This window comes from Bacteroidales bacterium, from assembly GCA_016707785.1.
Classification (GTDB): Bacteria; Bacteroidota; Bacteroidia; order Bacteroidales; family UBA4417; genus UBA4417.
Genome location: JADJGZ010000035.1, coordinates 14926 through 41854, shown reverse-complemented (window position 1 = coordinate 41854; position 26929 = coordinate 14926). Strand labels below are relative to the sequence as shown.

15 protein-coding genes are annotated in these 26929 nt (G+C 43.1%); 3 read left to right on the top strand and 12 right to left on the bottom strand.

Going from position 1 to position 26929, the window contains the following annotated elements; translation table 11 throughout:
- Nucleotides 1-58: 58 nt before the first annotated feature.
- A complete protein-coding gene (gene rseP, locus IPH84_16270) occupies nt 59-1381 on the top strand; it encodes an RIP metalloprotease RseP (GenBank protein MBK7174743.1) in 1323 nt (440 codons plus the stop codon).
- 736 nt (nt 1382-2117) lie between these two features.
- Here the strand turns inward: rseP and IPH84_16265 are convergent.
- The 11 genes from IPH84_16265 to IPH84_16215 form a co-directional block, all read right to left on the bottom strand.
- On the bottom strand, nt 2118-3260 hold the full coding sequence (locus tag IPH84_16265) for a DEAD/DEAH box helicase (GenBank protein MBK7174742.1): 1143 nt from the start codon (nt 3258-3260) through the stop codon (nt 2118-2120).
- Between the two features lie 303 nt (nt 3261-3563).
- The gene (locus tag IPH84_16260; GenBank protein ID MBK7174741.1) at nt 3564-4532 is read right to left on the bottom strand and encodes an AAA family ATPase; all 969 of its coding nucleotides are present in this window, start codon (nt 4530-4532) and stop codon (nt 3564-3566) included.
- Between the two features lie 481 nt (nt 4533-5013).
- Complete coding sequence (locus IPH84_16255) at nt 5014-6366, bottom strand: peptidylprolyl isomerase (protein ID MBK7174740.1); 1353 nt, start codon at nt 6364-6366, stop codon at nt 5014-5016.
- A gap of 17 nt (nt 6367-6383) precedes the next feature.
- Nucleotides 6384-7235: a hypothetical protein gene (locus IPH84_16250; protein ID MBK7174739.1), complete on the bottom strand. Its 852-nt coding sequence runs from the start codon at nt 7233-7235 to the stop codon at nt 6384-6386.
- Nucleotides 7232-9223, bottom strand: coding sequence for a peptidylprolyl isomerase (locus IPH84_16245; protein MBK7174738.1), 1992 nt, complete (start codon nt 9221-9223; stop codon nt 7232-7234). Before IPH84_16245 ends, IPH84_16250 begins: the two co-directional genes overlap by 4 nt.
- A 145-nt stretch (nt 9224-9368) precedes the next feature.
- Nucleotides 9369-10838, bottom strand: a complete 1470-nt coding sequence (guaB, locus tag IPH84_16240; GenBank protein MBK7174737.1) for an IMP dehydrogenase — start codon at nt 10836-10838, stop codon at nt 9369-9371.
- 281 nt (nt 10839-11119) lie between these two features.
- On the bottom strand, nt 11120-11539 hold the full coding sequence (locus IPH84_16235; GenBank protein ID MBK7174736.1) for a hypothetical protein: 420 nt from the start codon (nt 11537-11539) through the stop codon (nt 11120-11122).
- Between the two features lie 550 nt (nt 11540-12089).
- The gene (locus IPH84_16230; protein ID MBK7174735.1) at nt 12090-13160 is read right to left on the bottom strand and encodes a hypothetical protein; all 1071 of its coding nucleotides are present in this window, start codon (nt 13158-13160) and stop codon (nt 12090-12092) included.
- A 255-nt stretch (nt 13161-13415) separates the two neighbouring features.
- The gene (locus tag IPH84_16225; GenBank protein ID MBK7174734.1) at nt 13416-15500 is read right to left on the bottom strand and encodes a gliding motility-associated C-terminal domain-containing protein; all 2085 of its coding nucleotides are present in this window, start codon (nt 15498-15500) and stop codon (nt 13416-13418) included.
- A gap of 163 nt (nt 15501-15663) precedes the next feature.
- Complete coding sequence (locus IPH84_16220) at nt 15664-16938, bottom strand: insulinase family protein (protein ID MBK7174733.1); 1275 nt, start codon at nt 16936-16938, stop codon at nt 15664-15666.
- Entirely contained in the window at nt 16935-18170 is a 1236-nt protein-coding gene (locus IPH84_16215) for an insulinase family protein (GenBank protein MBK7174732.1), read from the bottom strand. Before IPH84_16215 ends, IPH84_16220 begins: the two co-directional genes overlap by 4 nt.
- Nucleotides 18171-18451: 281 nt before the next feature.
- Here IPH84_16215 and IPH84_16210 point away from each other — a divergent pair, with 281 nt between their 5' ends.
- On the top strand, nt 18452-21226 hold the full coding sequence (locus IPH84_16210; GenBank protein ID MBK7174731.1) for a beta-propeller fold lactonase family protein: 2775 nt from the start codon (nt 18452-18454) through the stop codon (nt 21224-21226).
- 20 nt (nt 21227-21246) lie between these two features.
- Here IPH84_16210 and IPH84_16205 read toward each other — a convergent pair whose 3' ends face one another.
- Nucleotides 21247-22650 (bottom strand): 4Fe-4S binding protein, encoded by a 1404-nt coding sequence (locus IPH84_16205; GenBank protein ID MBK7174730.1) that lies wholly within the window; start codon nt 22648-22650, stop codon nt 21247-21249.
- A 214-nt stretch (nt 22651-22864) separates the two neighbouring features.
- Between IPH84_16205 and IPH84_16200 the strand changes: the two genes are divergently transcribed.
- The gene (locus IPH84_16200; protein MBK7174729.1) at nt 22865-26881 is read left to right on the top strand and encodes a hypothetical protein; all 4017 of its coding nucleotides are present in this window, start codon (nt 22865-22867) and stop codon (nt 26879-26881) included.
- Nucleotides 26882-26929: the final 48 nt, after the last annotated feature.

The window sequence follows — 26929 nt, the reverse complement described above, 5'->3', positions numbered from 1 at the left end:
CAGCACCCAGCACCCAGCACCCAGCACTAAAAAGTAATAACAAATAGAATTGCCATTCATGATCATACTTATCAAAGCCGCACAGCTCTTATTAAGCCTTTCAATTCTCGTGATCTTTCACGAGTTCGGACATTTTCTGGCTGCCAGGATCTTTAAAACACGCGTGGAGAAATTTTATCTCTTTTTCGATCCCTGGTTCTCATTGTTCAAGTTTAAGAAGGGAGATACAGAATATGGAGTAGGTTGGTTACCATTGGGTGGCTATGTGAAAATCTCAGGAATGATTGATGAATCCATGGACAAGGAAGCCATGAAACTCCCGCCCCAGCCATGGGAATTCCGCTCTAAACCGGCTTGGCAGCGGCTGATAATCATGTTGGGTGGTGTAACTGTGAATATTCTCCTTGCCATCGGGATTTATATTATCACCCTTGCCGCATGGGGAGAAGAGTACCTGCCAACCAAAGAGGTGAAGTACGGGATTACTGTGGATTCTGTCGGACAATTGCTTGGCTTGCAGAATGGCGACAAAATTTTGAGTGTCAATAATGAAGAGGTTGAAGATTTCTTTAAAATCCCCGGGCGAATTATTCTCGACAATGCACAAAGCATCCAGGTTGAAAGAGAAGGTCAAAAGCTCGATCTTAAAGTTCCACAGGGCTTTATCTCGAAACTTATTAAGCACCAGTCACCTGAATTTATCAGTGTCAGGATTCCTTTCGAAGTAGCGGATTTTGCTAAAGGTTCAATTGCTCCGGGCGCAGGTATTAAAGTCGGTGATAAGATCATCGGTCTGAATGAGCTTTCAACCCCTTACTTTGACCAGTTTAAAACAGAATTGGGCAAGAAAAAGAACCAGGAAGTGACAGTTGTTGCCCTCAGGGGAGCCGATACCGCCAGGATGATCGTTAAAGTCCCTGAAACAGGTATGCTAGGTATTGCACCCAAACCACCGATCGGCTATTTTACGTTCAAAGAACATCATTATAATATCATAGAAGCGGTGCCCGCAGGCATTAAAAAGGCTTACAGGGGAGTTGGCAATTACCTGAAGCAACTAAAGCTGATCTTTTCGCCTGAAGTAAAGGCATACGAATCGGTAGGCGGCTTTATTACCATTGGGAAGATATTCCCTTCTACCTGGGATTGGGAAGCATTCTGGGGCCTGACAGCCTTCCTGTCGATCATGCTTGCAATCCTGAATGTATTGCCTATCCCTGCACTCGATGGCGGGCATGTACTATTCCTGCTGTTCGAAATTATCAGCGGACGTAAACCCAGTGATAAATTCCTGGAATATGCCCAGATTGTTGGAATGGTACTCTTGTTTGCCTTACTGATCTTTGCCAACGGAAACGATATCATCAAGCTGTTCAGGTAAAGCTGGATTTATCATTGCATTTGATGATCAAATAATGATTAGCGATTGAAGATTAACGAATTCAGAATTTAGAAGTAAAGCACTTCAAAAATCAAAGATCGTTAATCGACAATCCAAATTCAAGGAGCAATTTTGATTAACGATTGAAGATCAACGAATTGAGAATTTAGAAGTAAAGCACTTCAAAAATCAAAGATCGTTAATCGACAATCCAAATTCAAGGAGCAATTTTGATTAGCGATTGAAGATCAACGAATTGAGAATTTAGAAGTAAAGCACTTCAAAATCACAGTGAATAGCTTGCCTCAGATCGCAGAGACTGATAACGAGAAATCACATGAAAAGCAAAGGTTAGTCGACAATCTGAATTCAAGGAGCAATTTTGATTAACGAATGAAGATCAACGAATTTGGAATTTAGAAGTAAAGCACTTCAAAAATCAAAGATCGTTAATCGACAATCTAAATTCAAGGAGCAATTTTGATTAACGAATGAAGATCAACGAATTCGGAATTTAGAAGTAAAGCACTTCAAAAATCAAAGATCGTTAATCGACAATCTGAATTCAAGGAGCAATTTTGATTAACGAATGAAGATCAACGAATTCGGAATTTAGAAGTAAAGCACTTCAAAAATCAAAAATCGTTAATCGACAATCCAATTCATTAACAATTGGATTTTGAGAATAACGACCCGTGAAAGAGTATCTGACTCCCTGTTATTTGTGACTAGATTTCTAGTATCCCCTTAAATCCAGGTCAAAGGTCTCAGTCATATCTACAATACGGCCCATTTTTTTCTGGATTACTTTAAAATGTTGAATATCCTCGGGACAAATAAGGGAAATAGCTGTTCCTGACGATTCAGCCCGTCCGGTCCGGCCTATGCGATGAATATAATCCTTGGGAGAGCGTGGCAATTCATAATTTATGACATAGGGAAGGAATTGGATGTCCAGTCCGCGGGAAGCAAGATCTGTTGCGACCAGTACCCTTAGTTTTCCTGATTTGAAATTTTTCAATGCAGTGGTCCTTCCTCCCTGGCTGCGCTCACTATGCAAAGCTTCTGCATCTATCCCATTTATATAAAGCTTGTTTACAACATTGTCTGCACGTTTGATGGAAGAAACAAAGACCAGCACCTGCTGCATATTCTCTTTTTTGATGAGATACCGTAAAAGAGGACCTTTCCGCTCATTTTCAATGTAATAGCCAACCTGCCTGATGTGTTCGATATAGGTGTCTTCCTCATCTATCCGGATAATTCCCGGATCCTTCAAAAGCAATTCCTTGATAGTAATTACTTCATTACTTAATGTAGCCGAGAAAAGGAGGTTCTGTCTTTCTGCCGGTAAGAGCGTAAATATTGAATTCATTTCCTCTTTAAAGCCAAGATTAAGCATTTTATCAGCTTCATCCACTACCAATGTGTTCACTTTTGAGAGTTTCACAGCATTGGAGGAAACCAGGTCGAGCAGGCGTCCGGGAGTGGCAACAAGGATATCGGTACCTATCATCTGCATCATCTGGGGATTAACGGAGACCCCTCCAAAAACAGAACGGATCTTAACCTTTCGGGGAAGTCGGGATGCAAACAACTGAAAAACCTCTCCCACCTGGACAGCAAGTTCCCTTGATGGTACAAGAACAAGGGTTTTTATATACCTGTTTTTCGTCGGTTCCTGATGCTGCAACATTTCCAGTATAGGCAATACATAGCCCGCTGTTTTACCTGAGCCTGTTCGGGCAATCCCAAGCAGGTCTTTGCCTTTCAGAATGGCAGGGATGGCCTCCAGCTGAATAGGGTAGGGCTGAGCATAGTTTTGTTCAGCAATCACTTCTATGAGGGCTTTTGAAAGGCCCAGGGATGAAAATGGCATGGGGTGTATTGAGGAATGAAAAGCGAAAAACGATTTTAGTGTAAAAGTACAACGAATAATAGGAAGTCTGAAAACAGGAAGTAATATTGATTAACGAATGAAGATCAACGAATTGAGAATTTAGAAGTAAAGCACTTCAAAAATCAAAAATCCCCCCCCCCCCGGGGGGTTTGTTGTTTTGGGGTGGTTTTTCGCATTCAGGCGGGGTTAATCGACATTCTTAAATCAAGGGAATTTTGTGGGGGGGTGGAAGACAACAGCCGCAGAATGGAGGGGGGGCCCCCTTATCCTCCTCTGCCCTGCCTATTTCAGAAACTCTTTTACAATATGTTCTTCTTTGATTCCTTCGGCTTCCGCTTTGTAATTGCGGACAATACGATGTCTTAATATAGCGGTAGAAATAGCCATAACATCTTCAATATCCGGGGAGTATTTACCATTAACTGCAGCATGGCATTTTGCGCCCAGGATCAGGTATTGGGAGGCACGTGGACCGGCGCCCCATGTGAGGTAATCATTTGCCCAGGGATGTGCACTTGTAGTACCAGGACGTGTCCTGGCAGCCAGTTTTACAGCATATTCGTAAACATTGTCAGCAACAGGAATTCTGCGGATCAGATCCTGGAAGTATACAATTTCATCAGCCTGCAGAATCACTTTTATATCTGCTACATAATTGGCTGTTGTAGTTTTCACCACCCTGATTTCTTCTTCAAAGGAAGGATAATCCAGCCAGATATTGAACATGAATCGGTCAAGCTGGGCTTCAGGAAGGGGATAGGTGCCTTCCTGCTCAATTGGGTTTTGTGTTGCCAATACAAAAAAAGGCTCTTCAAGTTTATGGTTGATCCCTGCAACTGTTACAGCTTTTTCCTGCATGGCCTCCAACAATGCACTCTGTGTTTTGGGCGGAGTGCGGTTGATTTCATCAGCGAGGATAATATTGGCAAAAACAGGACCCTTGATGAATTTAAAATGACGGTTTTCATCGAGGATTTCCGTTCCAATGATATCACTGGGCATTAAGTCGGGCGTAAACTGTATACGGCTATAGGTAAGTCCCAGTGCACGGCTGATCGTATTTACCATGAGAGTCTTTGCCAGACCCGGAACCCCTACAAGCAAGCCATGTCCTTTGCTGAAAATAGCAATCAGGACGTTTTTTACAACTTCATCCTGCCCGACAATCACTTTGCCGATCTCCTTCCTTAGTTCGTTGTATTTTACAACGAAGGCATCCAGGGCTTCTGTATCTGATTTATATGGGGTCATGAATCGATCTTGATTTGGTTACTTGTTAGTTGAACACTCCTTTACAGGCACTCGCAAAATATGAATTAATACTTAAGCAGATTGTCAAATTTTTATCTATCGGCTAAAATCTGTGTTTCTATTCTTCAATTTAATCAGCTTATTATCTCAATTTTAATCGTCACTTCTTAATATCCTTTTTGGTGATACTGTGATATATACGAAGATCGCAAAAATCCCCCGTCCGCCTCAGGCGGACACCCCTTGGAAAGGGGGCGCTAGTTATTCAAGACCTCCGCCGCTGGCCCAACCCTTCCCATTTCCCAACCCCCCCCCCCCACCAACCCCCCCACACCCCCCCCCCCCCACCACCACAACCCCCCCCCCCCCCAACTCCACTCTCCACACTCTCTCATTATCTCTCCCCAATCTCCACATTTCCTACTCAAATTTTCAAATTTTCAAATTTTCAAATTGTCGAATTGTCGAATTGTCGAATTAACTAATCCCTATTCCACTCATACTTCAATTCGCAATTTTTATACTTGTCGTTGAGGCGGATATAGGCTGTTTTTGATTTTTCCCCGATCCATTTCCCCATTGCTTCTTCTTTCTTTTTATTCAAGGCCCATTCCTGAATGGTATTATAGTCATCCTTAAGATTAGCCCTGTGGGGATCGGTGCGAAGTTTCAGGTTAAGCAAACGGTATGCCTGGGTTCCATCATCAGTGGTATAAGGAATAGCCGCGGAGGTTTCCCCTACTTTCAACTTGTCGATGATGAAGAAAACTTTTGGATCCAGTTCATCAGCAGGCCAGCGTGTATTTCCGCTATTGGCATTCTGAAGCAGGCCGCCATTCACCCTGCCGGGATCATCACTATATTTTTTAACTGCTTTATCAAAAGTGATGGAATCAATTCTGATCAGTTCAGCAATACTGTCGAGTTTACTGCTTGCTTTCATCAGGTCGAGGGTAGAAACCTTCGGGACAATAAGAATATGCCTGATGTTTACAAATTCACCTTTTCGTTCTATAAGTTGAAGAATATGGAAACCAGCTTTGGTCTTGATGATTTCTGAAACATCTGATTTACTTTTCAGGTTGAAGGCAGCAGCTTCGAACTCCGGATACATTGTTCCTCTCCCGAACAATCCCAGTTCACCACCCTTGGTAGCTGACCCGGGGTCTTCAGAATAAAGGATAGCAAGGGTGGCAAATTTCTCACCTTTCAGGATACGCTCTCTCAGTCCGCTGATCTTTTCCCTTGCTGCTGTTAGCTCTTCCTGGCTGATAGGAGGCTGTTTAACGATTTGGGCAATTTCATATTCAGTAGGGATGATAGGCACACTGTCGGGGGGGAGTTGATGAAAAAATGCCTTTATTTCCGAAGGGGTGACCTTGATATTTTCCGTGATTTTACCCTGTTGCTGGGCAGCAAGCATTTCCTGGCGAAGCGGTTCCCGCAATTCAGCCTTGAATTCAACAATTGACTTATCATAAAAATCTTCCAGTTTCTCCTGGGAACCAAACTGTTGAATATAATAACGTAATCGCCTGTCCAACTCACCATTTACCTGGTCGTCATCCACAACAAGGCTATCCACTTCCGATTGATATAACAATAATTTCTGAAAGAGCAGATCCTCAAATATTCTGCACCTAAGCATTACAGGATCACCTATTGTACCCTGAATACGCGCCTGCTGATACTGATTTTCAACATCAGAAAGCAGTATCGGATGACTGCCGACGACTGCAACGATCTCATCTATGACCTTGTCCTGGCTGGAAACAGGTTTTACTATTAATACCAGTAGGAAGGCCAGGGCAATCAGGAATACTTGCTTAATCATCGTATTTGGATCAGTCGTTAGTAGATTTCAATATTTTTCTTCTGTTGAGCAGCTTTGAACAGATCTTCCTCCATTCGGCTAAGCATTTCCGATTTCCGCTTATTCAAAAGGATAACCCTGATATTGGCTGCCTCAAAACTCAACGGTGAAACACTCTCTTTTATTTTAAACTCTTTTATTCGTACAAGGTATTGGAAGGTAGAATCCTGAACTTCAAAGTAGGGATTGCGTTCCAGGAAACTTCTCTGATCTTCTGCCGCTACAGGCACTTTAGACACAAATTCGTTGAAGGAAGTCCAGGCCTGATCGTCAAGCTGATAGGTTTCGGCATACATCTGGCAGAATTCCATGAGTTTCTCCTTATCGGCATCTCTTTCACTTCGTATAAGTTGGCGGAAACGGGGAAGATGAGGAGAACTCTTTCTAACAGAAACATATATGTTCCGGATGATGTTTTCATGAAGCAGGAAATTGCTTTGATTTTGCTTATAGTAATCCTCAATCTCCTGCATGGTAATATTGGTATCAAGCTTTTGCTTAACCAACTCCGATTCATATTGGAAGATGATCAGGGAATTCCTGTACTGTTCAACTTGTTGTGTGAAATTCATCTGAATATCATCAAGATTTGCTTCAGCCTGGTGAAGAAGCAATTCCTGCCGAATCCAGTTATTGATGTAATTCTGGGTGATATTGAGGCTGTCTTTGCTACTGGTGCCTGCGGGTACAAGACCATTCAGCTCTTTGGCATAAAGGTATTTATCATAAACACGTGCAACCGAGCCCTTACTGTCCTGCTTTTTGGGCAATAAGTTGCAGGCTGATACAAACAGGGCACAAGTAAAAAATACCAGTAGGTTCCTTATCATTTAATGAAAATAGCATTGAAAACATCCTTATTCACTTTCACCGGATATTTAGACCTTAGTTCGGCAATCCATTCCTTTTCAAGATAATTTTGATAATCGGCCGTGATCAATCCCCGGGCTTCACTCAGCAGTTTAGGTTCCGGACTTACAACCCTATGAATAACAGTGAGTACATTCTTTCCGGAGGAAGTTGTAAATGGCCCGGTAATGGAAGGTTTCCAGTCAAGGCTGTCGATAATGGCATTTTCTCCGCGGATAAATTTCTTACGCTCTACAGTTACTTTCTGAATGGTGTCTTTGTTTATGGCAGCCAGTATCACATCATCCGGAAGCCCTTTTTTAGTCATCTTCTTCAGTAATTTAACGGCACTCATATCCTTGATGGTGAAAATGGAAGCTTCCAGCCTTTGATCCCACATGTAGTTTTTCTTGGTTTCCTCATAGAATGATTGTAAACCAATGGTATCCTTAACAGCTTTGGTCCAGACTTTTTTGTCGGTAAGGTCGAATAACAGGATGCCATCATGGTACTCTGTCATCAAAGCTTTGAAGTCAGGATATTTGTTTTCAAGCTGATTATCAGCATATTTAATAATTGATTCATCTACAAAATCAGTGTATTGGGTCTCGATATAAGCTGCAATATCATGTTTGGGTCCTTTTTTCTGATTCTTCGCAAGGAATTCAGCAAAATCGGTCTGAGTAACATTTTTTGTTCCGATGGTAAAGATGGTTTTTGTTAATGCGCCTGCTTCCCTGGAAGTCCAGCTGGCATTGAAAATTGAATCGGTGACAACGGTCTTCAATTCCCTCATAGCAGTAAGATCCTCGCGGAATCCATATTCATTTCTCACCTGTTTAACAAAGGCATCCTGTGATTGAACCACCCTGTCATTCTTATTCACCTTTGTTTTGAGTTCATCCTTATCCTCATCGAATCCAGGAATGGGTTTTCTGTCATTCAGTTTGAGGATATGCCAACCATAATCTGTCTGGAAAGGCTCTGTAAAATCGCCATTTTTCCTGAGTTTGCTGATTGCCTGGATAAATTCAGGAAGCATGCGGTTAACTCCAAACCAGGGAAGCAACCCCCCTTTATCGGCAGTGCTCTTGTCGTCGGTGAACTGCTTTACAACTGTGGCGAATTCGGTGCCGGATTGTAATAGTTTATAGGCCATATTGGCGGAATCAGCCACTTTGAGTGAATCATCCACTGAGGCTTTTTTAGGGAATACCATCATGATATGGGCAATCTGGACTTTCCCCATTGCCGGAAGTTTATCTGTTACCTTGATCAGGTGGTAACCGTAATCGGTTCTTACTGGCTGGGTAACTTCTCCGATCTTACATTTATACGCTGCATTTTCGAAAGGATAAACCATGTCGAAAGCGGTAAAATAGCCCAGGTCGCCGTGGTTTCCTTTAACATTCCGGCCTTCCGACATACGGTCTTTTGCTGATGGATCTTCAGAAGCCTCCATGGCTAGTTTACCGAAATCTTCTCCTTTCATGATCCTTTTCCTGAGTTCCATGATCTTATTCCAGGCAGCAAGTGTATCAGCTGCAGAAGCCATCCTGTCGACCTTCAGCAGGATATGGCTGGCCCTGATATCATAAAGTTTGCGATTGTACGCTTCCTGTACGAGAGCTTCAATCGATTTATCATCAATAAGATAAGGTTGAGCTAATTGCCTGCGATAGGAGGAGAGCTCATCACGGAATGATTTGATGGTATCCATCCCCAACGACATCGCTTCTTTTACTTTAAGCCTGAAATTGATATACAGTTCAAGATATTCTTCGAGGGCCTGGCGTTCAAGGGCTTCACCTTTAGTGTTGTTCTTCTGGTAAACTCTCAAAAATTCTCCTTGGGTAATGGATTCGTCAGCAACCTGTATCATTACAGGATCATTAGTCTGGGCAAATGATGGCTTAATTGAAATGCCGGTTAAAAGCAAAAAGAAAATAACGGGTAGTATCCTTTTCATTGTTGGGTTTATTATAGATAGTCTTTCTTTTACAGATGAATCTGAATGGTTTCTTTATTACATGAAAGGCAGGTGTCCTGAGGTTTGGATGTATGAAGAAAAAGGCCGGCACATCAATACTGAATGCAGATGCTAAACAATTTCCTTACCTGCTGTAATTGGGTGCTTCACTGGTGATGGTAATATCATGCGGATGGCTTTCAGTGACCCCTGCACTTGAGATCTTTATGAACCGGGCTTTCTGGAGTTCTGCAATATTTGAAGAGCCGGTATAGCCCATGCCTGCCCGCAATCCACCGACCATCTGGTGAATTACCTCTGAAAGTGTCCCTTTATAGGGTACCCTGCCAACGATTCCTTCCGGAACAAGTTTCTTGATATCATCTTCCGCATCCTGGAAATAGCGGTCTTTGGAACCTTTTTGCATGGCTTCAATAGACCCCATTCCCCTGTAAGTCTTGTATTTTCGTCCTTCGTAAATGATGGTTTCACCGGGTGACTCATCCACCCCGGCAAAGAGTGATCCTGCCATAATGGAATGTGCACCTGCAGCCAGGGCTTTTACGATATCGCCGGTATAGCGGATTCCTCCGTCGGCAATTACCGGTATCCCGCTTCCTTTTAATGCTTTTGCTACTTCATAAATGGCTGAAAGCTGCGGAACTCCTATCCCTGCAATTATACGTGTGGTGCAAATAGATCCCGGGCCAATTCCGACTTTAACTGCATCGGCTCCTGCTTTTGCAAGGGCCAGGGCGGCTTCTGCTGTAGCTATATTTCCAATAATTAACTCCAGGTCAGGAAAATGCCTCTTTACCATCAGGGCAGCTTCCAAAACCCCTTTCGAGTGGCCATGAGCGGTATCAATCACCACAGCATCCACCGAATGACGTACCAATTCAGTTACACGTTCAAGTGTGTCACCGGTTACACCCACAGCAGCGGCAACCCTTAGGCGTCCATGCTCATCTTTACAGGCGTTGGGCCTGGCTTTGATCTTGATAATATCTTTGTAGGTGATAAGGCCAACCAGCCGGTAATCCTTATCCACTACAGGCAGTTTCTCGATTTTATGCTCCTGCAGGATGTCTGCAGCTTTTTCAAAATCCGTGAATTCAGTAGTTGTGATTAGGTTATTGGTGGTCATGATCTCCGCAATAGGACGCAAAGCATTCCTTTCGAAACGAAGATCACGGTTGGTGACAATCCCTACCAGTATTCCATGGTTATTGATAATGGGAATGCCCCCGATCTTGAATTCCCTCATAATCTTATGAGCATCTTCAACCAGTGCATCCTCTTTCAGGGTAATAGGTTCGATGATCATACCATTTTCAGCACGTTTCACCTTGTATACCTCGTTACCCTGCTCTTCGATGCTCATATTCTTGTGCATCACCCCAATCCCGCCTTCCTGGGCAATGGCGATTGCCATCGTAGACCCGGTAACCGTATCCATAGCAGCCGAAACAATCGGAATGTTCAGCCGGATCCGTCGGGTAAAGAACGAAGAGGTGTCAACTTCCCGTGGCAAAACCTCAGAATATGCCGGTACCAAAAGTACGTCATCGTAAGTCAGTCCTTCGCCGGCAAATTTTTGATCATCAGTGAACATAGCCTTTTTTTTGAATGTGCAAATTTATTAAATTTCACGAAAGGCTTTATTAAAAATTGTTAAGGATAAATGATAGAAATTGCTCTTGATATTCCACGCGTGAATTATTATATTTCTTTTATAGATGATTTGTATGATATGATATTGATGGGAGGGGTGAAAAGAATTCATCCGCCAGTTGGCGAACCAGAATTCAAGAATCCAGAATTCTGTAGTTTCGGTATAGTGACGGGTATACTTAATAATGCTTTTACTAAAGCTTTATGTTGGCATGATCACAATTATTTAGAAGAAATTAAAAGCGTTTTACTTACCGAAAAGCTTTCATTATCTGAAGCACGTTTCCCCAAAAAAGTAAAACTCCAGGTTCCGACTTCTTTATAATAAGCAACATTATTGTCCTGTAAAGAAAATTCGGTGTTTTTATCAACCGAAATACCATTTAATTCAAAGATGGAAGTCTGGGCAGAGAGAGGAGAGGTTACGATCACTTTATTCATCTTAACATCCTCATTTGTGCATTTACCAAAGAATTGCAATCCATCTCCCCCTCCCTGAAGCCAGACGGTATCAGCAGTTATGGTAAATTCCGGCACTTGTGGAGTAGAATTGTCTTTATCCTTCTTGCAACTGCTGGAAAGGAGCAATGCAATTACTATTACTGCAAATGAGCAGATCCAAAGAGTAGTTAATTTTTTCATAACCATCAGATTAAAGGTTAATATGCAATTATTTTAAAATTTAGAAGCTTTTCTTTGAACTTGGACAATTAGATTTAGCTATTTTAAAAAACTCACTTTAAATTGGCATTTGCGTTTTCGGAAGAGGTGGTGTGAGTTTGGTGTCAGGATATTTCGTTTATAGCAGTCATAAAATTTATGCTAGTTGTCTTTATGAGTGGATAAACAAAATTTTATTACTCTATACCTCAGCTCTAAATTAATAAAAACTTCTTCATTTTCAACAAAAAAATAGGCCACCTTGCGGCAGCCTGACAATTTTTTTTATGCATATTTATTAACTCACGAATCGATATTAAATCTTTTTTTTCTTGTTATAAACTCATTCTTACCTGGTTTGCAACTTCCAAGCTGTTTAGAATGAGTTATACCGGGAGTTGTTATTTTATCCGCCGGTTGGCGGATCGCAAACCTATTTAGCTTCTGAATAAATGGCTGTGTTTGTAAAATCACCGGTATTTAGTTCCATTTATATATATAACCTTGATAGTTTTGCACAAAAACAGAACCATCAGGGCCTTGATATAAAACCTCGTTGAGGACCATCATGTTCAAGAATTTTTATACTTGAAGAACCTAAGCTGGCAATGCCAATGTTTTTGTGAGAATATAAACCTTTCATACAGCTTAACCTGATCTTCACTTTCCCGGTTGCTTCATTTATTTTATATCCGCGCAAACTCAAATAACCGTCTTCTTCTAATCTGGTTAGGTCAAGATCCTGAATTTTTACAAATTTGGCAGGAAGTACATCGGGAGTAAGTTTATAAATGGCCGCTGTAGCACTTGTTGTGCTGTTGATTATAGCATAAATTACACCTTCTGAAGTTATACAATCAGTGTTAAATGCATTGTAAATATAGCCTTCTGTCACTGGAAAATTATCTGGTTCCGACTTATCAAATAATTTGTGAAATGTACCCGTTTTAGTGTTTAGTACAATGTCAGAATAAATTCCGCTTCCATCAACCGTTGCTGGAGAAGAGGCGTAGTTAAAATAGGCGAGTCCGTCATCAGTCAAAAAAGCAGGAACTGCTGTTTCATCAATATCAGAGGGTTTATCAATCAGTTTCACCCAATCGGAGGAGGTGGAAGCCTTTAGATAATAGCTTTCTTTTCCGCCAATTGGCCTGTTATCCATATACAACAGAATATCTCCTGTATTATTCACAAGCATTTTGTTTTTATAACCATCTGCTATGTTTAATAAATCCCACTGATTGGTTGATTTGTTTAAAATGTAAACATCACCCTGCAAGCCTGTAAGATAATAGTAATCTCCTTTTGCATCCTGTGCTACTCTTGAATTTGCTACCTGCACAGCATTGGGAATCGTATTCCCGAGTTTATTAAATGTATTGTCTTTTTCATCCCATTCATACAAATTATCGGTCGGATGATGAATAATAGGCATGCCGGCGTGATTAAATCCTCTGATTCCCCAGTCAGAAGGCACTATATTACTGTTGCCTAACTGCAGAAGGTCGAGTTTGCCATCTTCGGATGAATCTTTTTTGCAGGTGATGAAAAGTAATGAAGTTGCTAAAAGCAGAATGAAGCTAAGACCAATGTTTTTTCTCATAAGTTTGTTTTTTATTGCCTGTTCTATCTATCGATTTTCAGGGTTCCCGTCATTTTTCAATAAACTTTCATCTGATTTTCGCAGATAAAATTTTCGGGAAATGATCATAGATTTTTAATCCGGGATAGGGTTTAAATTGCGAATTCAGTATCTGATTGTTTTTAATATAAAAATTGATAACAAAATTATAAGTGAAATGTTCTGGCAACAAAAAAGTGGGCTGACAATGGTCTGTCATTTTAGCAATTGCAGTAACTACTTTATTAAAACAACTGTCCCCCTTTTCTCGTAGTCTTCTCCTTGTAATGATCTGTATTTAATATAATATACATAAACATCTGCCGGGGCCAAAATGCCTTTCACCATACCATTCCACCCGGCATCAATATCAGAAGTCTCAAAAATTCTCTGTCCCCATTTATTATAAATCTGCATCATGAAAGCATCCGGATCCACAAATGCCTGTATAGGCCGAAACCTGTAATTTGTCCCTTCGGGATTGAATGCAGTGGGCATGATAAACAGGGGCTCCCGAATAACACATGCCAGGTTCGACATCGAAAAAGCAATGGATACAACCGGATTGCCGGGGTTTTCAACAGCACGGATATAATAGCAAACCTGGGCTGTAGGGGATACAGACAGTAAATTATCCTGGAAGCTGTAAGGCATACCCGTCACCAGGCCCAGCGGGGAAGATGGATCAGGAACACCATTCAGGGTCCTGTAAACTTCGTATTGCTCAACCCCGTTATACCAGGTGGAATAATCATTCCATTCAAGGAGATTGTAGGCTGTTGAAGGACTCGTAATATTCAGGAAAATAGTGCGGGAAACATTCTCCGAATACATGGCAGTTTTATTGCAGCTATCAATCATTGCGAGCCTGTAATAATAGCTTTGTTGATTTACATTCGCTGTGGGATCATCCAGTTGGAATAGCTGAGGCAGGAAAAAGCCTGTGGCTGCACCCAGGGTATCCACGGGGCTAAATGGACCCAAAGGATCATCAGACCTCTCCAGGACCATTTGCCTGATCCTGTTGGGAGGAGAATAATAATATCCCACTTCTACAACATTGTTATTGGCAATATTCACCTGGGTGATGTATAAGGTATCCGGTATGACCGGGCCATGATAGGTTACTTTTTTCATACAGGAGGAGGAAGTCCCGGCTCCGGTCTGGCTGAATGCCTGAATGTAATAGGTGTAATCATTCCCGTTGATGAATTGTGTAGAATCATAAAAGCTTGTTATACCAGGAGCAATGTTCCCTACTGCAGTGAAACTACCAAAATTTATCTGACGGTAAACGATATACCCTCCCAGGCCGCCAGGCATATTATCGTAAGCATTCCACCTTAGATAGGCTTTTCTTTCGCAGGGGTCAATGGAAAGGGAATCCAGAACCATATTATGTGGGGCAAGCACATAGGTGCCATAGCTTGTTTTCCCGCAACTGTCAATGGCTGCAAGGGCATAGGTGTAAGACTTCAGACAGCCTTTCACTGCCTTATCCAGAAACACAGTTGAATCGGAAGGAATTGTGTCAATGGCAATAAAAACAGGGTCCTCCCTATAAATGATATAGCCGGCAATGTCTTTCTCCGGACTTTTTGTCCAGCCGATGATTGGACAACCGGTATAAGGCCCTGCAGGATCACGGTAAATGCTCACAGTGTCTCCGGAAGGATTAGAGGGGGTATAGGTGTCGAGAAACTCTCCGGAATCAATGTTTGAAATAGAAGAACAGCCCCCGAATGCCTGTTCAAAAGAGACACGGTATTTGATTTCAGTTGTATCGCAATAGGGGAATGATAAAGTGTCATTATAGGAAAGACTTGCATGAGCTAAATTATTGGGGATGCTGTAAATGGTTCTCCAAAGCGAATTATCAAGTCGTTGCAGATGGTGTGTTCCGGTAGATGCAAGCCAATCGGGATTCCAAGATAGTTTTGCTATTCCTTTGTTAATCTCTGTTACAGTAAGGAAAATGTTTGAAGGCCAGATTTCAAAACCGGTCGTATTCGTATTTTGCGCATAAATCCGGAAATAGTATCGGTTATTATTTCCATTGATGCCGGGAACGGTATATGTTGTTACTGCCGATGGACTGGCAAACCCAACGGAATCGGTATTATTCCAGCTTCCGCTTGTAAGGCTCCACTGAAGGAAATAGTAATCGACTGTAGCCGTATTATTCGGGAAACTCCAGGTTAAGGTGATCTGCCCTGTTACCGGATCTGTCGAGATACATACATAATCCTGCGCACTCATTTTCCCTGAAGAAAATAACAGGGTGAAAAACAATAGCAGGTATATGGGTTTCAGTAGCTTCATCTGATCGGGAATGCCATAAAGTTAACGATTCAAATGAATAAAAATTATAATATCCTTTAGCCGAACAGGATCACTATAAAAATATTGTTCGCAACACGCTCAGTATAAATGCTAAAAGGTAATTTCTGTTTCAAAAACGACTTTACCCTGCTCAAACAAATTGTTATTCTGTTCCGACAATCAGTTGATGCATTCCTGTTGGGTCCAGGTATTTTATAGCAAGTGTTTTTAACTCTTCTGCGGAAATATTGCGGATCAGGTCAAGCAACTGGTAATGGAAGCGGTTGTCCAATCCTTGTTCCATGATATCCCTGTAGGTGTCTGCCAATGCAAAAGGCCCGTCAATCCCTCTCAGGAAGTTGCCGATCATATAGTTTTTTACCAGGTCCAGTTCATGTGCCGGAATCGTTTCTGTTCTTAACTTTTCAAGTTCTGTCTCAATTTGAGTGATGGCGTCATGGGTCACATCTGCGCCAACTTCACAGGAAATGAAAAAATATCCTGAATGCTTCAAAGGAACTACAGCAGAACCAATGCCATAGGTATATCCTTTATCCTCCCTGAGATTCGTCATGAGTCTTGAACCAAAATATCCGCCCAGCAAGGTGTTGAGTACCCTCATTCCCATATAGTCGGGATGGGAGCGATTAAACAAAATTCTGCCGATCCTTATCGCTGATTGCAAAGCACCGTCTTTTTCGATGACATGTTTCAGCCCTGATTCCGGTTGGGGAGCAAGCATCATTCCGGCAGCCGGGGTTGTACCTGTTTCTATCTTTCCAAACGACTGTTCCAGTTGATTTTTGAGATCAGGATGAATCTTGCCCGCAACTACAATCGTGCAATGGGCAGGGTTGTAGAATTTTTGATGGAATTCCCGAAGATCTGCTGAAGTGGTGAGGTCGATATCCTCAGTACTCAGGAAGTTACCATATGCATGCGATTTGCCATAAATCAGGGAGTTGAACCTTGTCCGGGCAACAAAGTTCACCTTCTCCATATTTACGCTTAGCAGTTGCTTTTGTTTCGCGGAAAAAATCTGGAATTCAGTATCAGCAAATGCGGCATTTTTAACGATATCTTCCAGGATAGGAAGGGTATTTGGAAGGTGTTTATTGAGCGTGTACAATGTGATATACGCATTGTCCTTTTCCGCAGTGCTCTCCAGGTGAGCGCCATAAAAATCGAGTAAGTCCGAGATCTGCCGGGATGAATATTTCTGTGTTCCTTCCCTCAGCATCAGGTTGGTAGCCAGGGCAGTGAAGTTCCTCGACTGATACCAGCTCCCGGCTTCGAAAACGAGTTCGATCTTTACTAATTCCTGTGTTCCGGCATTAAACTGAACTACTTTTATTCCGTTTTCAAGGGTATATATCTCCGGCTCATCCAGGATGAAATGGTTAAGTTGTTTTATTTCAGGTTGGATAAGTCGGTTCATATAGCTTTATAATAGAGTGTGGAACAATTCCCGGGAGTCAGGATAGTTGCAGCCTGCTCCCTGATTTCTGCTGCTGTTACTTTTGCATAATGATCCACTATTTTGTTGATCAGGTCTGCATCTCCAAGTAATTCATAATACGCCAGGTTCATAGCCTTGTCCAGTACCCTCATTTCTCCGAATTCCACCATTGACTCCATCCTGTTTTTCACTTTTGTAAGTTCCGTTTCCTCAACCTCCTGAGTCCTCATTTTTTCCAATTCTGCTTCAATAGCGGTTTCGGCCGTTTCAAAGCTCACACCCTTCATAAGTTTGCCGGTAATTACAAACAAACCGGCATCAATATCACCGGTTATAAAGGCATTCAGATCACTAAATAACTGTTGCTTCTTTACCAGGGCCTGGTAGAGCCTGCCCGACTGCCCGGCAGATAAAATGTCGGAAATCAGATCCGTTGCATAAAATTCCTGATCAAGCCGTCCGCACATATGCCAGGCTTTGTAAATGGAATCGATGGGAACATTCCTTTCTACTGTCAAGGATCGGGCTTCTGTTTGTCGGGGCTCCACGGGTAAATTGCGGTGTATGAGTTCTCCTTTCTGAATGGGCCCAAACCATTTAATTGTGAGTTCCTTGACTTCAGTAGTGTTCACATTTCCAGCAACGACAAGAATGGCATTACAGGGATTGTAATATTTTGAATAGAAAGCCTTAACCTCTTCCATACTGGCATTCTCAATATGGGACGGGTCTTTGCCAATGGTTGCCCATTGATAGGGGTGAACCTCGTAAGTGAGGGGGCGCATGATCATCCATGCATCGCCATAAGGCTGATTCAGGTAATTCTGCCGGAATTCCTCAACAACAACACTCCTCTGAACATCGAAACTCTTTTCAGAGAATGCAAGGTCAAACATCCTGTCGGATTCCAGCCAGAAAGCCGTTTCAAGGTTCTCTTTCGGAAGGGTCAGGTAATAATTGGTGATATCGTTATTGGTGAAAGCATTGTTCTCTCCTCCAACCCGCTCAAGGGGTTCATCGTATTTAGGTATATGAGCCGACCCCCCGAACATCAGGTGCTCAAACAGATGAGCAAAACCGGTGCGCTCTGGGTCTTCATCCCTCGCCCCCACATTGTAAATTATATTCATTGCAACCAAAGGAGTGGATGTATCCTGGTGGACAATCACCTTTAGCCCGTTATCCAATGTAAACCTGTCAAATAATATCATCCGATTTCAATTCTTACGTTTTTCAATGAGCACAAAAATACTCTATTTGCAGATTAAGACCATTTTCAGTTTTTAATCTCTTTCTAAATGAAGACTATTAACCGATTCCGTGTAATTTTGTTATGATGATGAAGAAATGCACTTAATCGACTGGACAAAGCCTCGTGTAGAAGCAGGTCGCCCAAAGCGAAATCTTTAAGAATTCAGTTAAACCTTTGAATCCGGATTCCGGGAATGAAAAAAATAGCATCAATTTATTAAGATCAACAAGAATTACAGGAATGAGAAAACTGATACTCCCCATATTTTTATTGGCATTTTCCCTGGTAAATGCACAAACACGAATTTCTGCACCCGCGGGGAGTTTATATACTCAAATAGATCCCAAAGGTTTGACAGTTATCCCCAATGGCCGGATCCTTTCTCCAATGGGAGTTTCTTACCAGGTGGCACCCCATCCTTACGGACTGGCGCTCAGCCCTGATGGAACCATTGCTGTGACCGCTAACTCCGGTATTCAACCCCTGGCTATTACCATTATTCGAAATCTGCAATCAGGGAACCCGGATATTCAGCAAGTTCCGCCAGGGACAACTACGGATAAGGGAGTGCTGGCATCTGTCTTTATGGGATTGGCGGTTTCGCCGGATAATAAGGTGGTTTATGTAGCCGGTGGTCAGGAAAACAAGGTTTTCGTTTTTGAGCTGGCCAGTGGTCAGAAGCTAGGATTTATCGATTGCAGCCAGAAGAATGACACGATGGATTTTACCCACGGATACCTGGGTGACATGGTGCTGAGTTCCGATGGGAAAAGGCTATATGTAGCTGATCAGATTGGCTTCAGGCTGATTGTGATTGATACAGAAACTAAAACAATCCTGTCAAATGTTCCTGTTGGCAGATATCCTTTTGGAGTGGCCCTTTCTCCGGATGAAAAAACGGTCTATGTTGCCAATGTTGGCATGTACAGGTATGGACTGGTGAAAAGGAAGCAGCAGGGAGCCTGGAAAACAGGAACCATTGATTTCCCGGCTTTTGCTTATGGTTCTGAAGAAGCTGAAAAAGGAATTCTGAATGATAGTATCTGGATCCCGGGGCTGGGCCCTTTGAATTCAGATGCCTCCTTCTCAGTATGGGCTGTAGGTGTAAGTGATGCCAGGAATCCTGCAGTTTTATCAAAAGTTAAAACCGGCAGGCTTGTCGGCCAGATGGTAGAGGACTTTCCCGCTGTTGGGGGTGCCAGTCCTAACTCGATTGTGGCAAACAAGGATTTTGTATTTGTGAGTAATGGGAACAATGATAATATAACGGTGCTGGATCTTAAAGCTGAAAAGATCATAGGGCACATCTCCCTTTCACTGGACCCGAGGATTGACAAACTCAGGGGAATTATTCCCTTCGGACTTGCTGTTTCTCCGGGCGGAGACAGGGTGTATGTTGCAGAGTCAGGCCTGAATGCAGTGGCTGTAATAGATGCAAAAGCTCTTAAACTCCTCGGGCACATCCCTGTAGGTTGGTTTCCGGCTAAACTGAAAGTGACCCCCGATGGTAAGAAATTAATTGTGGCCAATGCCAAAGGCTTTGGAAGCGGCCCAAATGGTGGGAAAGATTACAAAGCAGGACCTGAAGGTACCTATATCGGTTCTTTAATGAAGGGAACCGTGGAAATACTTGATATTCCTGAAGATGAGCAGTTGCCTCAGTTAAGCAGCCAGGTATTGGATAATAATTTTCACTTCGATCCAGTGCCGGTTTCAACCAGTAGTACCCTGAATCCGATCCCTGGTTTTCCTGGTCAGTATGACTCTCCGATCAGGCATATTGTCTTTATTTCGAAAGAGAACCGCACATACGATGAAATCTTCGGACAAATGGAGCAGGGGAAAGGAGATCCGACAATCGCCAGGTATGGGATGAATGCCAGTTTTACCAATAAGAATAAGTCGCTGAAAGTTGAAAATGCGACGGTGATGCCTAATCACCTGGCCCTTGCAAAGGCTTTTGGGATGGGAGATAATTTTTACGTGGATTCTGATGTGTCAGCGGATGGTCACCGCTGGCTTGTCAATACTTATCCAAATGAATGGGTGGAAGCCACTACCCCTGCCAATTACGGTGGTAACCGCGACTATCGTGAAAATTCCAATGCTCCCGGTAACCTGGGTATCAATGGTGCTGCTGGAGCCATTTATCCTGAGGATTACAATGAATCCGGCTCAATGTGGGACCACCTGGCAAGGCATAAGGTTGAGTATTTTAATTTTGGATTTAGTGTGATGTTTGAACCTGCGGATTACAAGGATACCTACAAATATGGAGGCATTAAACAAGTGGCAAATTTTCCCCTGCCGCAAAGCTTGTTTGACAGGACATCCAGGGTTTATCCCACCTATAACACAGCTATTCCTGATCAATTCAGGGTAGATATGTTCATGAAAGAGTTCAGCGAGAAATGGGGAGATGGGAAAAGTCCTCTCCCTTCCTTGTTAACAGTAATCATTCCCAATGACCATGGGGCAGGGGAGAGACCTGAAGCCGGTTATCCCTTTCGTGAAAGTTATATGGCAGATAATGACCTTGCCGTTGGCCGTATCGTTGAGTTCCTTTCACATACGGAGTATTGGAAAGAGATGTTGATTGTGATTACGGAGGATGATGCACAGAATGGAGTGGACCATATTGATGCACATCGTTCCGTCCTCATGGTTATTTCGCCCTATGCCAGGAAAAATTACGTAAGTCATGTACATTATAGCTTCGGGAGCATTTTTAAGACCTTCTGGAACCTGATGGGGTTGCCTTATCTGAACCAGTATGATGCCGGTGCTACCGATATGGCTGATTTTTTTACCTCGGTCCCTGATTTTAGCCCCTACAAAGCTCTTCCCGTGGATGTAAGGATCTTTGACCCCCAGAAAGCCCTGGATCCATTTGATGAGAAATTCAACTGGAAAGAACTGAACCAGGGCCCTGATATTGACAATCCTGAAGACATGATCAGGGAAAGCAAGGAACAGGAGGAATGGCGAAAGGAAGGCAGGGAAAAGAAAAAGTAAGTCTGAAAGGGGCGGAAATATTACACTCCAAGTATAGAAAGCACGGTAATAAGCCCAAACAGGAGCGGGATAAGCAGGAAAATGTATCCTCTTTTATCCTTCCCGAAAAGCAGCTGATTGGTCTGATAGATTACCCTGATACAGTAATAGAAACCAACCAGTAATAATCCAACCACCAATAAACTCATCGAAAAGAAAAGCCAATGAGGCACAGGATGGATGAGTATTTCCCCAAGAGACATCAGCCTCGCTGTTTGTACACCACTGAAATCGTGAATGGCATGCGGATAATAGATATAATGGGAAACTGATTCAAGCAGGGCATTGCTCACTTCGGTGAATGCTACCAATGGAATAAAGGCGACCGAATAGTGAAAGAAATACTTTTTTAAAGAAAGGTCCAGCCCCAGCATCCGGGCTCCCAGGTAGGAGGGAAGCCATAAGATGGTCGGAACAATGATGCAGATTAATCCAAAACCAAGGATATTGCATAGCACTTCATGATGGTGAATCCCTTCACCCATTATCCTTTCAGGTGCCAGCGATGCCATAAACCCTCCCTGGGTCCACTCCGACAACACTTCATTGATTACAAAGCCTGTGACTACAAATATAAAGACGGCTTCTGCCATCCGGAGTGGTTTCAGCCTGAACAAATCTGATGCGAAACCTATGAAAGTCAGCCCGGGGTTTGGTCTGCCATTCACTTTGGAAGGATTTTCATGGGCACAGGATTGCCTGCATCCCCCGCATAAAATACAATCCGAATTGGAATCAATATGGGCCGGATAGAGATCGACACCACAACTCTTATTTGTGAAGGCATAAATTCTGTCTTTCTGTACGCAGGATTTATCCGAACAGTGATCACATTTTTCATGATTTTTAACCCTCCAGCCCAGAAAGGAAAGCCTTGAATATAAGGCAAGCAGGTTCCCAACCGGACAGAAACTCCTGCAGAAAGTATTCTTTTCATAGATGAGGCCGATCAATAATGCTGCTGCCATAATAGATACCAGGTACACTGACATGGCGATGGGATTGTGGTGGATGTGAAACCCTTCAATTCCAATCACAAGTATCAGGATATAAAATATCGTGATTCCCCAGCCGGTAAAGAACCATTTCGGCCGGGATTTTCTGAATCCAATTCTTGAGAACAACGTTGTTATTAATTCTACAGGGCATACCATGCACCATATTCTGCCCAGAAAAACAGCCAGGACTATTATCATCGGCCACCAAAGATTCCATATTACCAGGCTTCCCAGATTGGTATTCCTGATATGTTCCATTGAACCGGGATGATCCACCCTGCCTTTAAAACCTATCCAGATAAGTGTGAAAAAGATTAGAAGTATGGATAGCTTAATGCTAACCAGTGCATATCTGCGTGTCAATAACCGATTTAAAAAACCAATCATGATGTAATCAATAGCTATTCAAAAGATGCAAAATAAAGGACTCTCTATGGATTATCGCTATTATTCGCATTAGTAATATGAATTTTATATGCATATGTATGAAAAATTTTCCAATACCCTGCTTGTGATCAGTATATCAGACGATTCTGTACTTTCTGCCACATATTTGTAGGATTCATTAATTATCCTAACTTTGTTTTCAAACCCAAATACTATGTCTTTCTTCCGGACTCTAGTGTTGGCCATAGTCGCATGGTCCGCACCTCTTGTCGTTTCCAGCCAGGTTCATACTACCTATTTATGGCATCTTGAACAGCCGAATTACTGGCCTGAGACCAGCACCTGGAACCCCTACCAGTACCAGAAAGTATGGGAATCCAATTACCTCAAATTCAACAATGGGAATCAATATGGTGATGGCTTGCAACATCCTCTGAATAACCTCCAGGAAATTTTCGGGAATGATGACCGCAAAGCCGTATACCAATACAGGGCAAAGGATGCTGTTCAATCATTGCTTGGACATCCTGAAGCAGGAGCACAGGTTAGCTACTCAGGCTGCCTGATGGAGAATGTAAAGAGCCTTTCTGATGCTGGTCAGTGGGGATATTCCAGCGGTTGGGAGAATAATTTCATCACTGCCAGGGGATGGACCACTTCTGCAGGGAAACCCCGAATGGATATGGTGGGATTTTCCATGAATCATGCATTATCTCCTTTGGTTAGTGAAAAATTGTTGCGGAAACAAATTCAGGCTCACAGGTATCTTTCTAATCAACTATTCGGCACTTCTCCCAATTATTCAAAAGGTTACTGGCCTGCAGAAGGAGCATTCAGCGAAAGGATTATAAAAGCGCTTGTAGAAGAAGGTTTTGAATGGAGTATTATTGCCAATAGCCACCTTGCACGAACGCTGAGCGATTATCCCCTCCAATTCGGCACTTCAGGATGCAATATTGATCCACCCAATGCTGCGGATAAAGTAAGTGCAGCAGGGACAAACTGGTGGAGTGGCCAGATCGACGGCAGGGGCGGGGCTTTTGCCGCTCCCTATTGTTACCAGGCACACAAAGCAAAATATGTTGATCCTTCCACCGGAACAGAATTCAAAATTGATGTCGTTCCCATGTGTGATCTCCTGAGTTACCAGAATGGTTATTCTCTGATGGGAACCGGAGATATAGATGCTCATATTGCACCCTTCAATAACCCTTCACAACCATCAATCGTATTATTGGCACATGATGGCGACAACGCCTGGGGAGGTGGATATGATTATTACAGTCAATCAGTGCCGGGTTTTGCCAATGAAGCTGCTTCTAAAGGATATGTTCCAACTACCATTCAACATTTTCTTAGTCAGCACCCGGTTCCGGAATCCGATATAGTGCATGTTGAAGATGGTTCTTGGTTCAATGCAGCAAATGACTGGGGACATCCTCAATTCATCAACTGGATATGGCCGATGTATACCCCTGGTTACCAGTTCGACCCCAATGGCTGGACTGAAGATGCACGAAACTGGGCGGTATTGATAGCTGCCGAAAACAGGGTGCAGATGGCAGAAGACCTGCAAGGATCAGTCAATATTGCCAATATTGTTCAGCCATCAGGATCTGCAAATGCTGCAGAACGGGCATGGCATCACCTTCTGCCTGCCTACAATAGCGGTTATATGTATTATGGCACGTCGCTGGATATGGAGGTGAAACAAACACTCGCCTGTAATATCGCAACAGGTTTTGCCAACCAGGTAATTAATGCACATCCCTCTACCGATCTCACTCCTCCTACCGTTTTCATTCCTCAGCGGTATCCTTATAACCCGGGATCAATCGGTTTCGGACCAAATTACAGCTACCAGCAACATATGAATTCATCCGATTTCTTTGTCTGGACCTTTGCCTATGATGTTTCAGGAATACAGACTGCCGTATTAAAATACAGGCTCGATAATGATGGAAACAATCCTATTGGTAATAATGACAACGAAACCTATGCGGGTGGAAGCGGAGTTCAGCCCTGGCAATCCATCAATATGTCATTCAGGGCTTTCCCAACCGGAAATGTTACAAATAACCCGGATATCAGTTTCTTTATTCTGCCCGATTACATTGCCGGGGAATACTATGGACAGGTGACCGGGCTTACGGATACCCTGGTGGATTACTATGTTGAGATTACCGACATCTATGGAAATATTTCTAAATCTCCTATTCAGCATGTATATGTTGGAAGCGGAGGTGAATCCGGTACCACGGGTCTGACCTGGTCGCCTCAGAATCCCACAGCCAATGATGTAATTACCATCACTGAATCTCCCGCTGCTGTTGGCGCAAAACTGCATTGGGGAGTAAATGCTGTTGGGTCATCGTGGCAGTCACCAATTACTTCTTACCAACCATCAGGCTCTGTTTTATTCAACAATACAGGTCCTGCTGTTGAAAGCCCAATGACCGGTCCCAGCCCCGGAAATGCCAATACCATACAGATAGGGCCCTTCAATAATCCCGCCCAGGTAGTTAATGCTGTCGATTTTGTTCTCCATTACAACAATAACACCTGGAATAACAACAATGGGCTCAATTTTCATATACCCATTCTACCAACGGCTGATACTATGCTTAGCGTTTCACCATTGGTGCAAAACCTGTCAGCTGCTGCCGGAACCCTTTCATTGTCAGTTACATCAAACACCATATGGTCAGCAGTTACTGACCAGGGATGGTGTACAGCCGGCCCCGGAGGAAGTGGCAGTGGTTCCCTGAGTATTCAGTATTCCCCGAATCCTTTTGCCGTAGCAAGGGTTGCACATGTTACAGTAAGTGGAACAGGTGCACTTCCGGTAGTTGTCACTCTGACACAGGAAGCTGCAATTCTCCCGGATTTCTTGTTGGTCATGGATAACGATCAGCAAACCTCTGACCGAAGTTTTGAATTCGATCTCTTATTGAGTGATTTTGATATTATTGAAACCTTTGAACTGGGCGGGATACAGGCAGGCATATCCTTTAATCCGGCCATTGTCAATGGTGGAGAAGTATCAGTTGAAATAATCCCGGGTACATCAACACTTTCAATGGCTCAGGTACCCTTAAATATTGATCTCTCACAAGAGGGAAACCTGGTAAAACTGGCAACTGTATCACCTCCCGGTGCCGGAAATGGGACCCTGATCTCCACCGATCCTTATTTGCCGGACCGGGTTTGCAGGATAAGGATTTCCAATACAGTTCCATTTGGGCCATCAGCTCCTGACCTTGCCTTTAATTTCACTCTCCGGCCTTATGCCACACTGGTCAGCCGGTATATTGGGGAGGTCAATACATTACAAACCACTAGTACCTCTAACTGCTACAGCCTTTGTTCCAATGAGGTGTTAAATGCGGCTCCATTCCTTGCTGTGAATCCTCCGGAACTCATGGTCGGGGCGATTGCCGGGGAAGCCGTTTTGAATGTGACTACCAATGCCGCATGGACGGCTGAAAGCAGTGTCGCATGGTGCCAGGTAACTGCTTCAGGGTATGGCAATGGGAATATCACAGTTGATTTTGAAGCTAATGCCTTATCTGCTTCCAGAAATTCAACCATAACAATTACGGTAGCCGGCTTAACACCGGTTTTGGTAACCCTTACACAGGAAGGAAATACTGGAAAACAGCTTGCTCTTCAGGTGCTGCTCGAAGGGCTTTACCAGGGTGAAGGAACGATGAACCCTGTCTATGGCACTTCCGGTAATTATTGGGGTACCGGGATTGCTGATCATGTTACTGTTGAACTTCATAATCCCTCTGATTATGGTGTGGTAGCTTTTACCATCCCGGGAATAGAATTACATACCGACGGAAGTGCACTCGTTCAATTACCTGCTGGTGTTTCCGGCAGCTATTATATTACGGTTCGCCACCGGAACAGTATAGAAACTGTCAGTGCAAATCCTGTTAATCTTAGCAGCCCTGGCACCAGTTATGCTTTTGACAATCCATCCAAAGCTTATGGAGGAAACCTGAAACAATTGGAAGATGGGTCTTGGGTGATTTGGAGTGGTGATGTTAACCAGGACGGATTGGTCAACCCCACAGATATGAACCTGGTGTACAATGCATCTTATGGCTTTATAACCGGCTATGTGATTGAAGATCTGAATGGAGATGGGCTCGTTGATGCCTCGGACCTGATCCTGCTTGATAACAATGCAGCAACATTAATCCAGGCGGAACTCCCTGAATAGTAATGCTGTTTCAACTAAATTATGACTAGCCCGATACAAAAAATACTA

Bases quoted from the DNA above. Each gene is read 5' to 3' on its own strand.
- rseP (MBK7174743.1), top strand. From the start codon at position 59: ATGATCATACTTATCAAAGCCGCACAGCTCTTATTAAGCCTTTCAATT.
- IPH84_16265 (MBK7174742.1), bottom strand. From the start codon at position 3,260: ATGCCATTTTCATCCCTGGGCCTTTCAAAAGCCCTCATAGAAGTGATT.
- IPH84_16260 (MBK7174741.1), bottom strand. From the start codon at position 4,532: ATGACCCCATATAAATCAGATACAGAAGCCCTGGATGCCTTCGTTGTA.
- IPH84_16255 (MBK7174740.1), bottom strand. From the start codon at position 6,366: ATGATTAAGCAAGTATTCCTGATTGCCCTGGCCTTCCTACTGGTATTA.
- IPH84_16250 (MBK7174739.1), bottom strand. From the start codon at position 7,235: ATGATAAGGAACCTACTGGTATTTTTTACTTGTGCCCTGTTTGTATCA.
- IPH84_16245 (MBK7174738.1), bottom strand. From the start codon at position 9,223: ATGAAAAGGATACTACCCGTTATTTTCTTTTTGCTTTTAACCGGCATT.
- guaB (MBK7174737.1), bottom strand. From the start codon at position 10,838: ATGTTCACTGATGATCAAAAATTTGCCGGCGAAGGACTGACTTACGAT.
- IPH84_16235 (MBK7174736.1), bottom strand. From the start codon at position 11,539: ATGAAAAAATTAACTACTCTTTGGATCTGCTCATTTGCAGTAATAGTA.
- IPH84_16230 (MBK7174735.1), bottom strand. From the start codon at position 13,160: ATGAGAAAAAACATTGGTCTTAGCTTCATTCTGCTTTTAGCAACTTCA.
- IPH84_16225 (MBK7174734.1), bottom strand. From the start codon at position 15,500: ATGAAGCTACTGAAACCCATATACCTGCTATTGTTTTTCACCCTGTTA.
- IPH84_16220 (MBK7174733.1), bottom strand. From the start codon at position 16,938: ATGAACCGACTTATCCAACCTGAAATAAAACAACTTAACCATTTCATC.
- IPH84_16215 (MBK7174732.1), bottom strand. From the start codon at position 18,170: ATGATATTATTTGACAGGTTTACATTGGATAACGGGCTAAAGGTGATT.
- IPH84_16210 (MBK7174731.1), top strand. From the start codon at position 18,452: ATGAGAAAACTGATACTCCCCATATTTTTATTGGCATTTTCCCTGGTA.
- IPH84_16205 (MBK7174730.1), bottom strand. From the start codon at position 22,650: ATGATTGGTTTTTTAAATCGGTTATTGACACGCAGATATGCACTGGTT.
- IPH84_16200 (MBK7174729.1), top strand. From the start codon at position 22,865: ATGTCTTTCTTCCGGACTCTAGTGTTGGCCATAGTCGCATGGTCCGCA.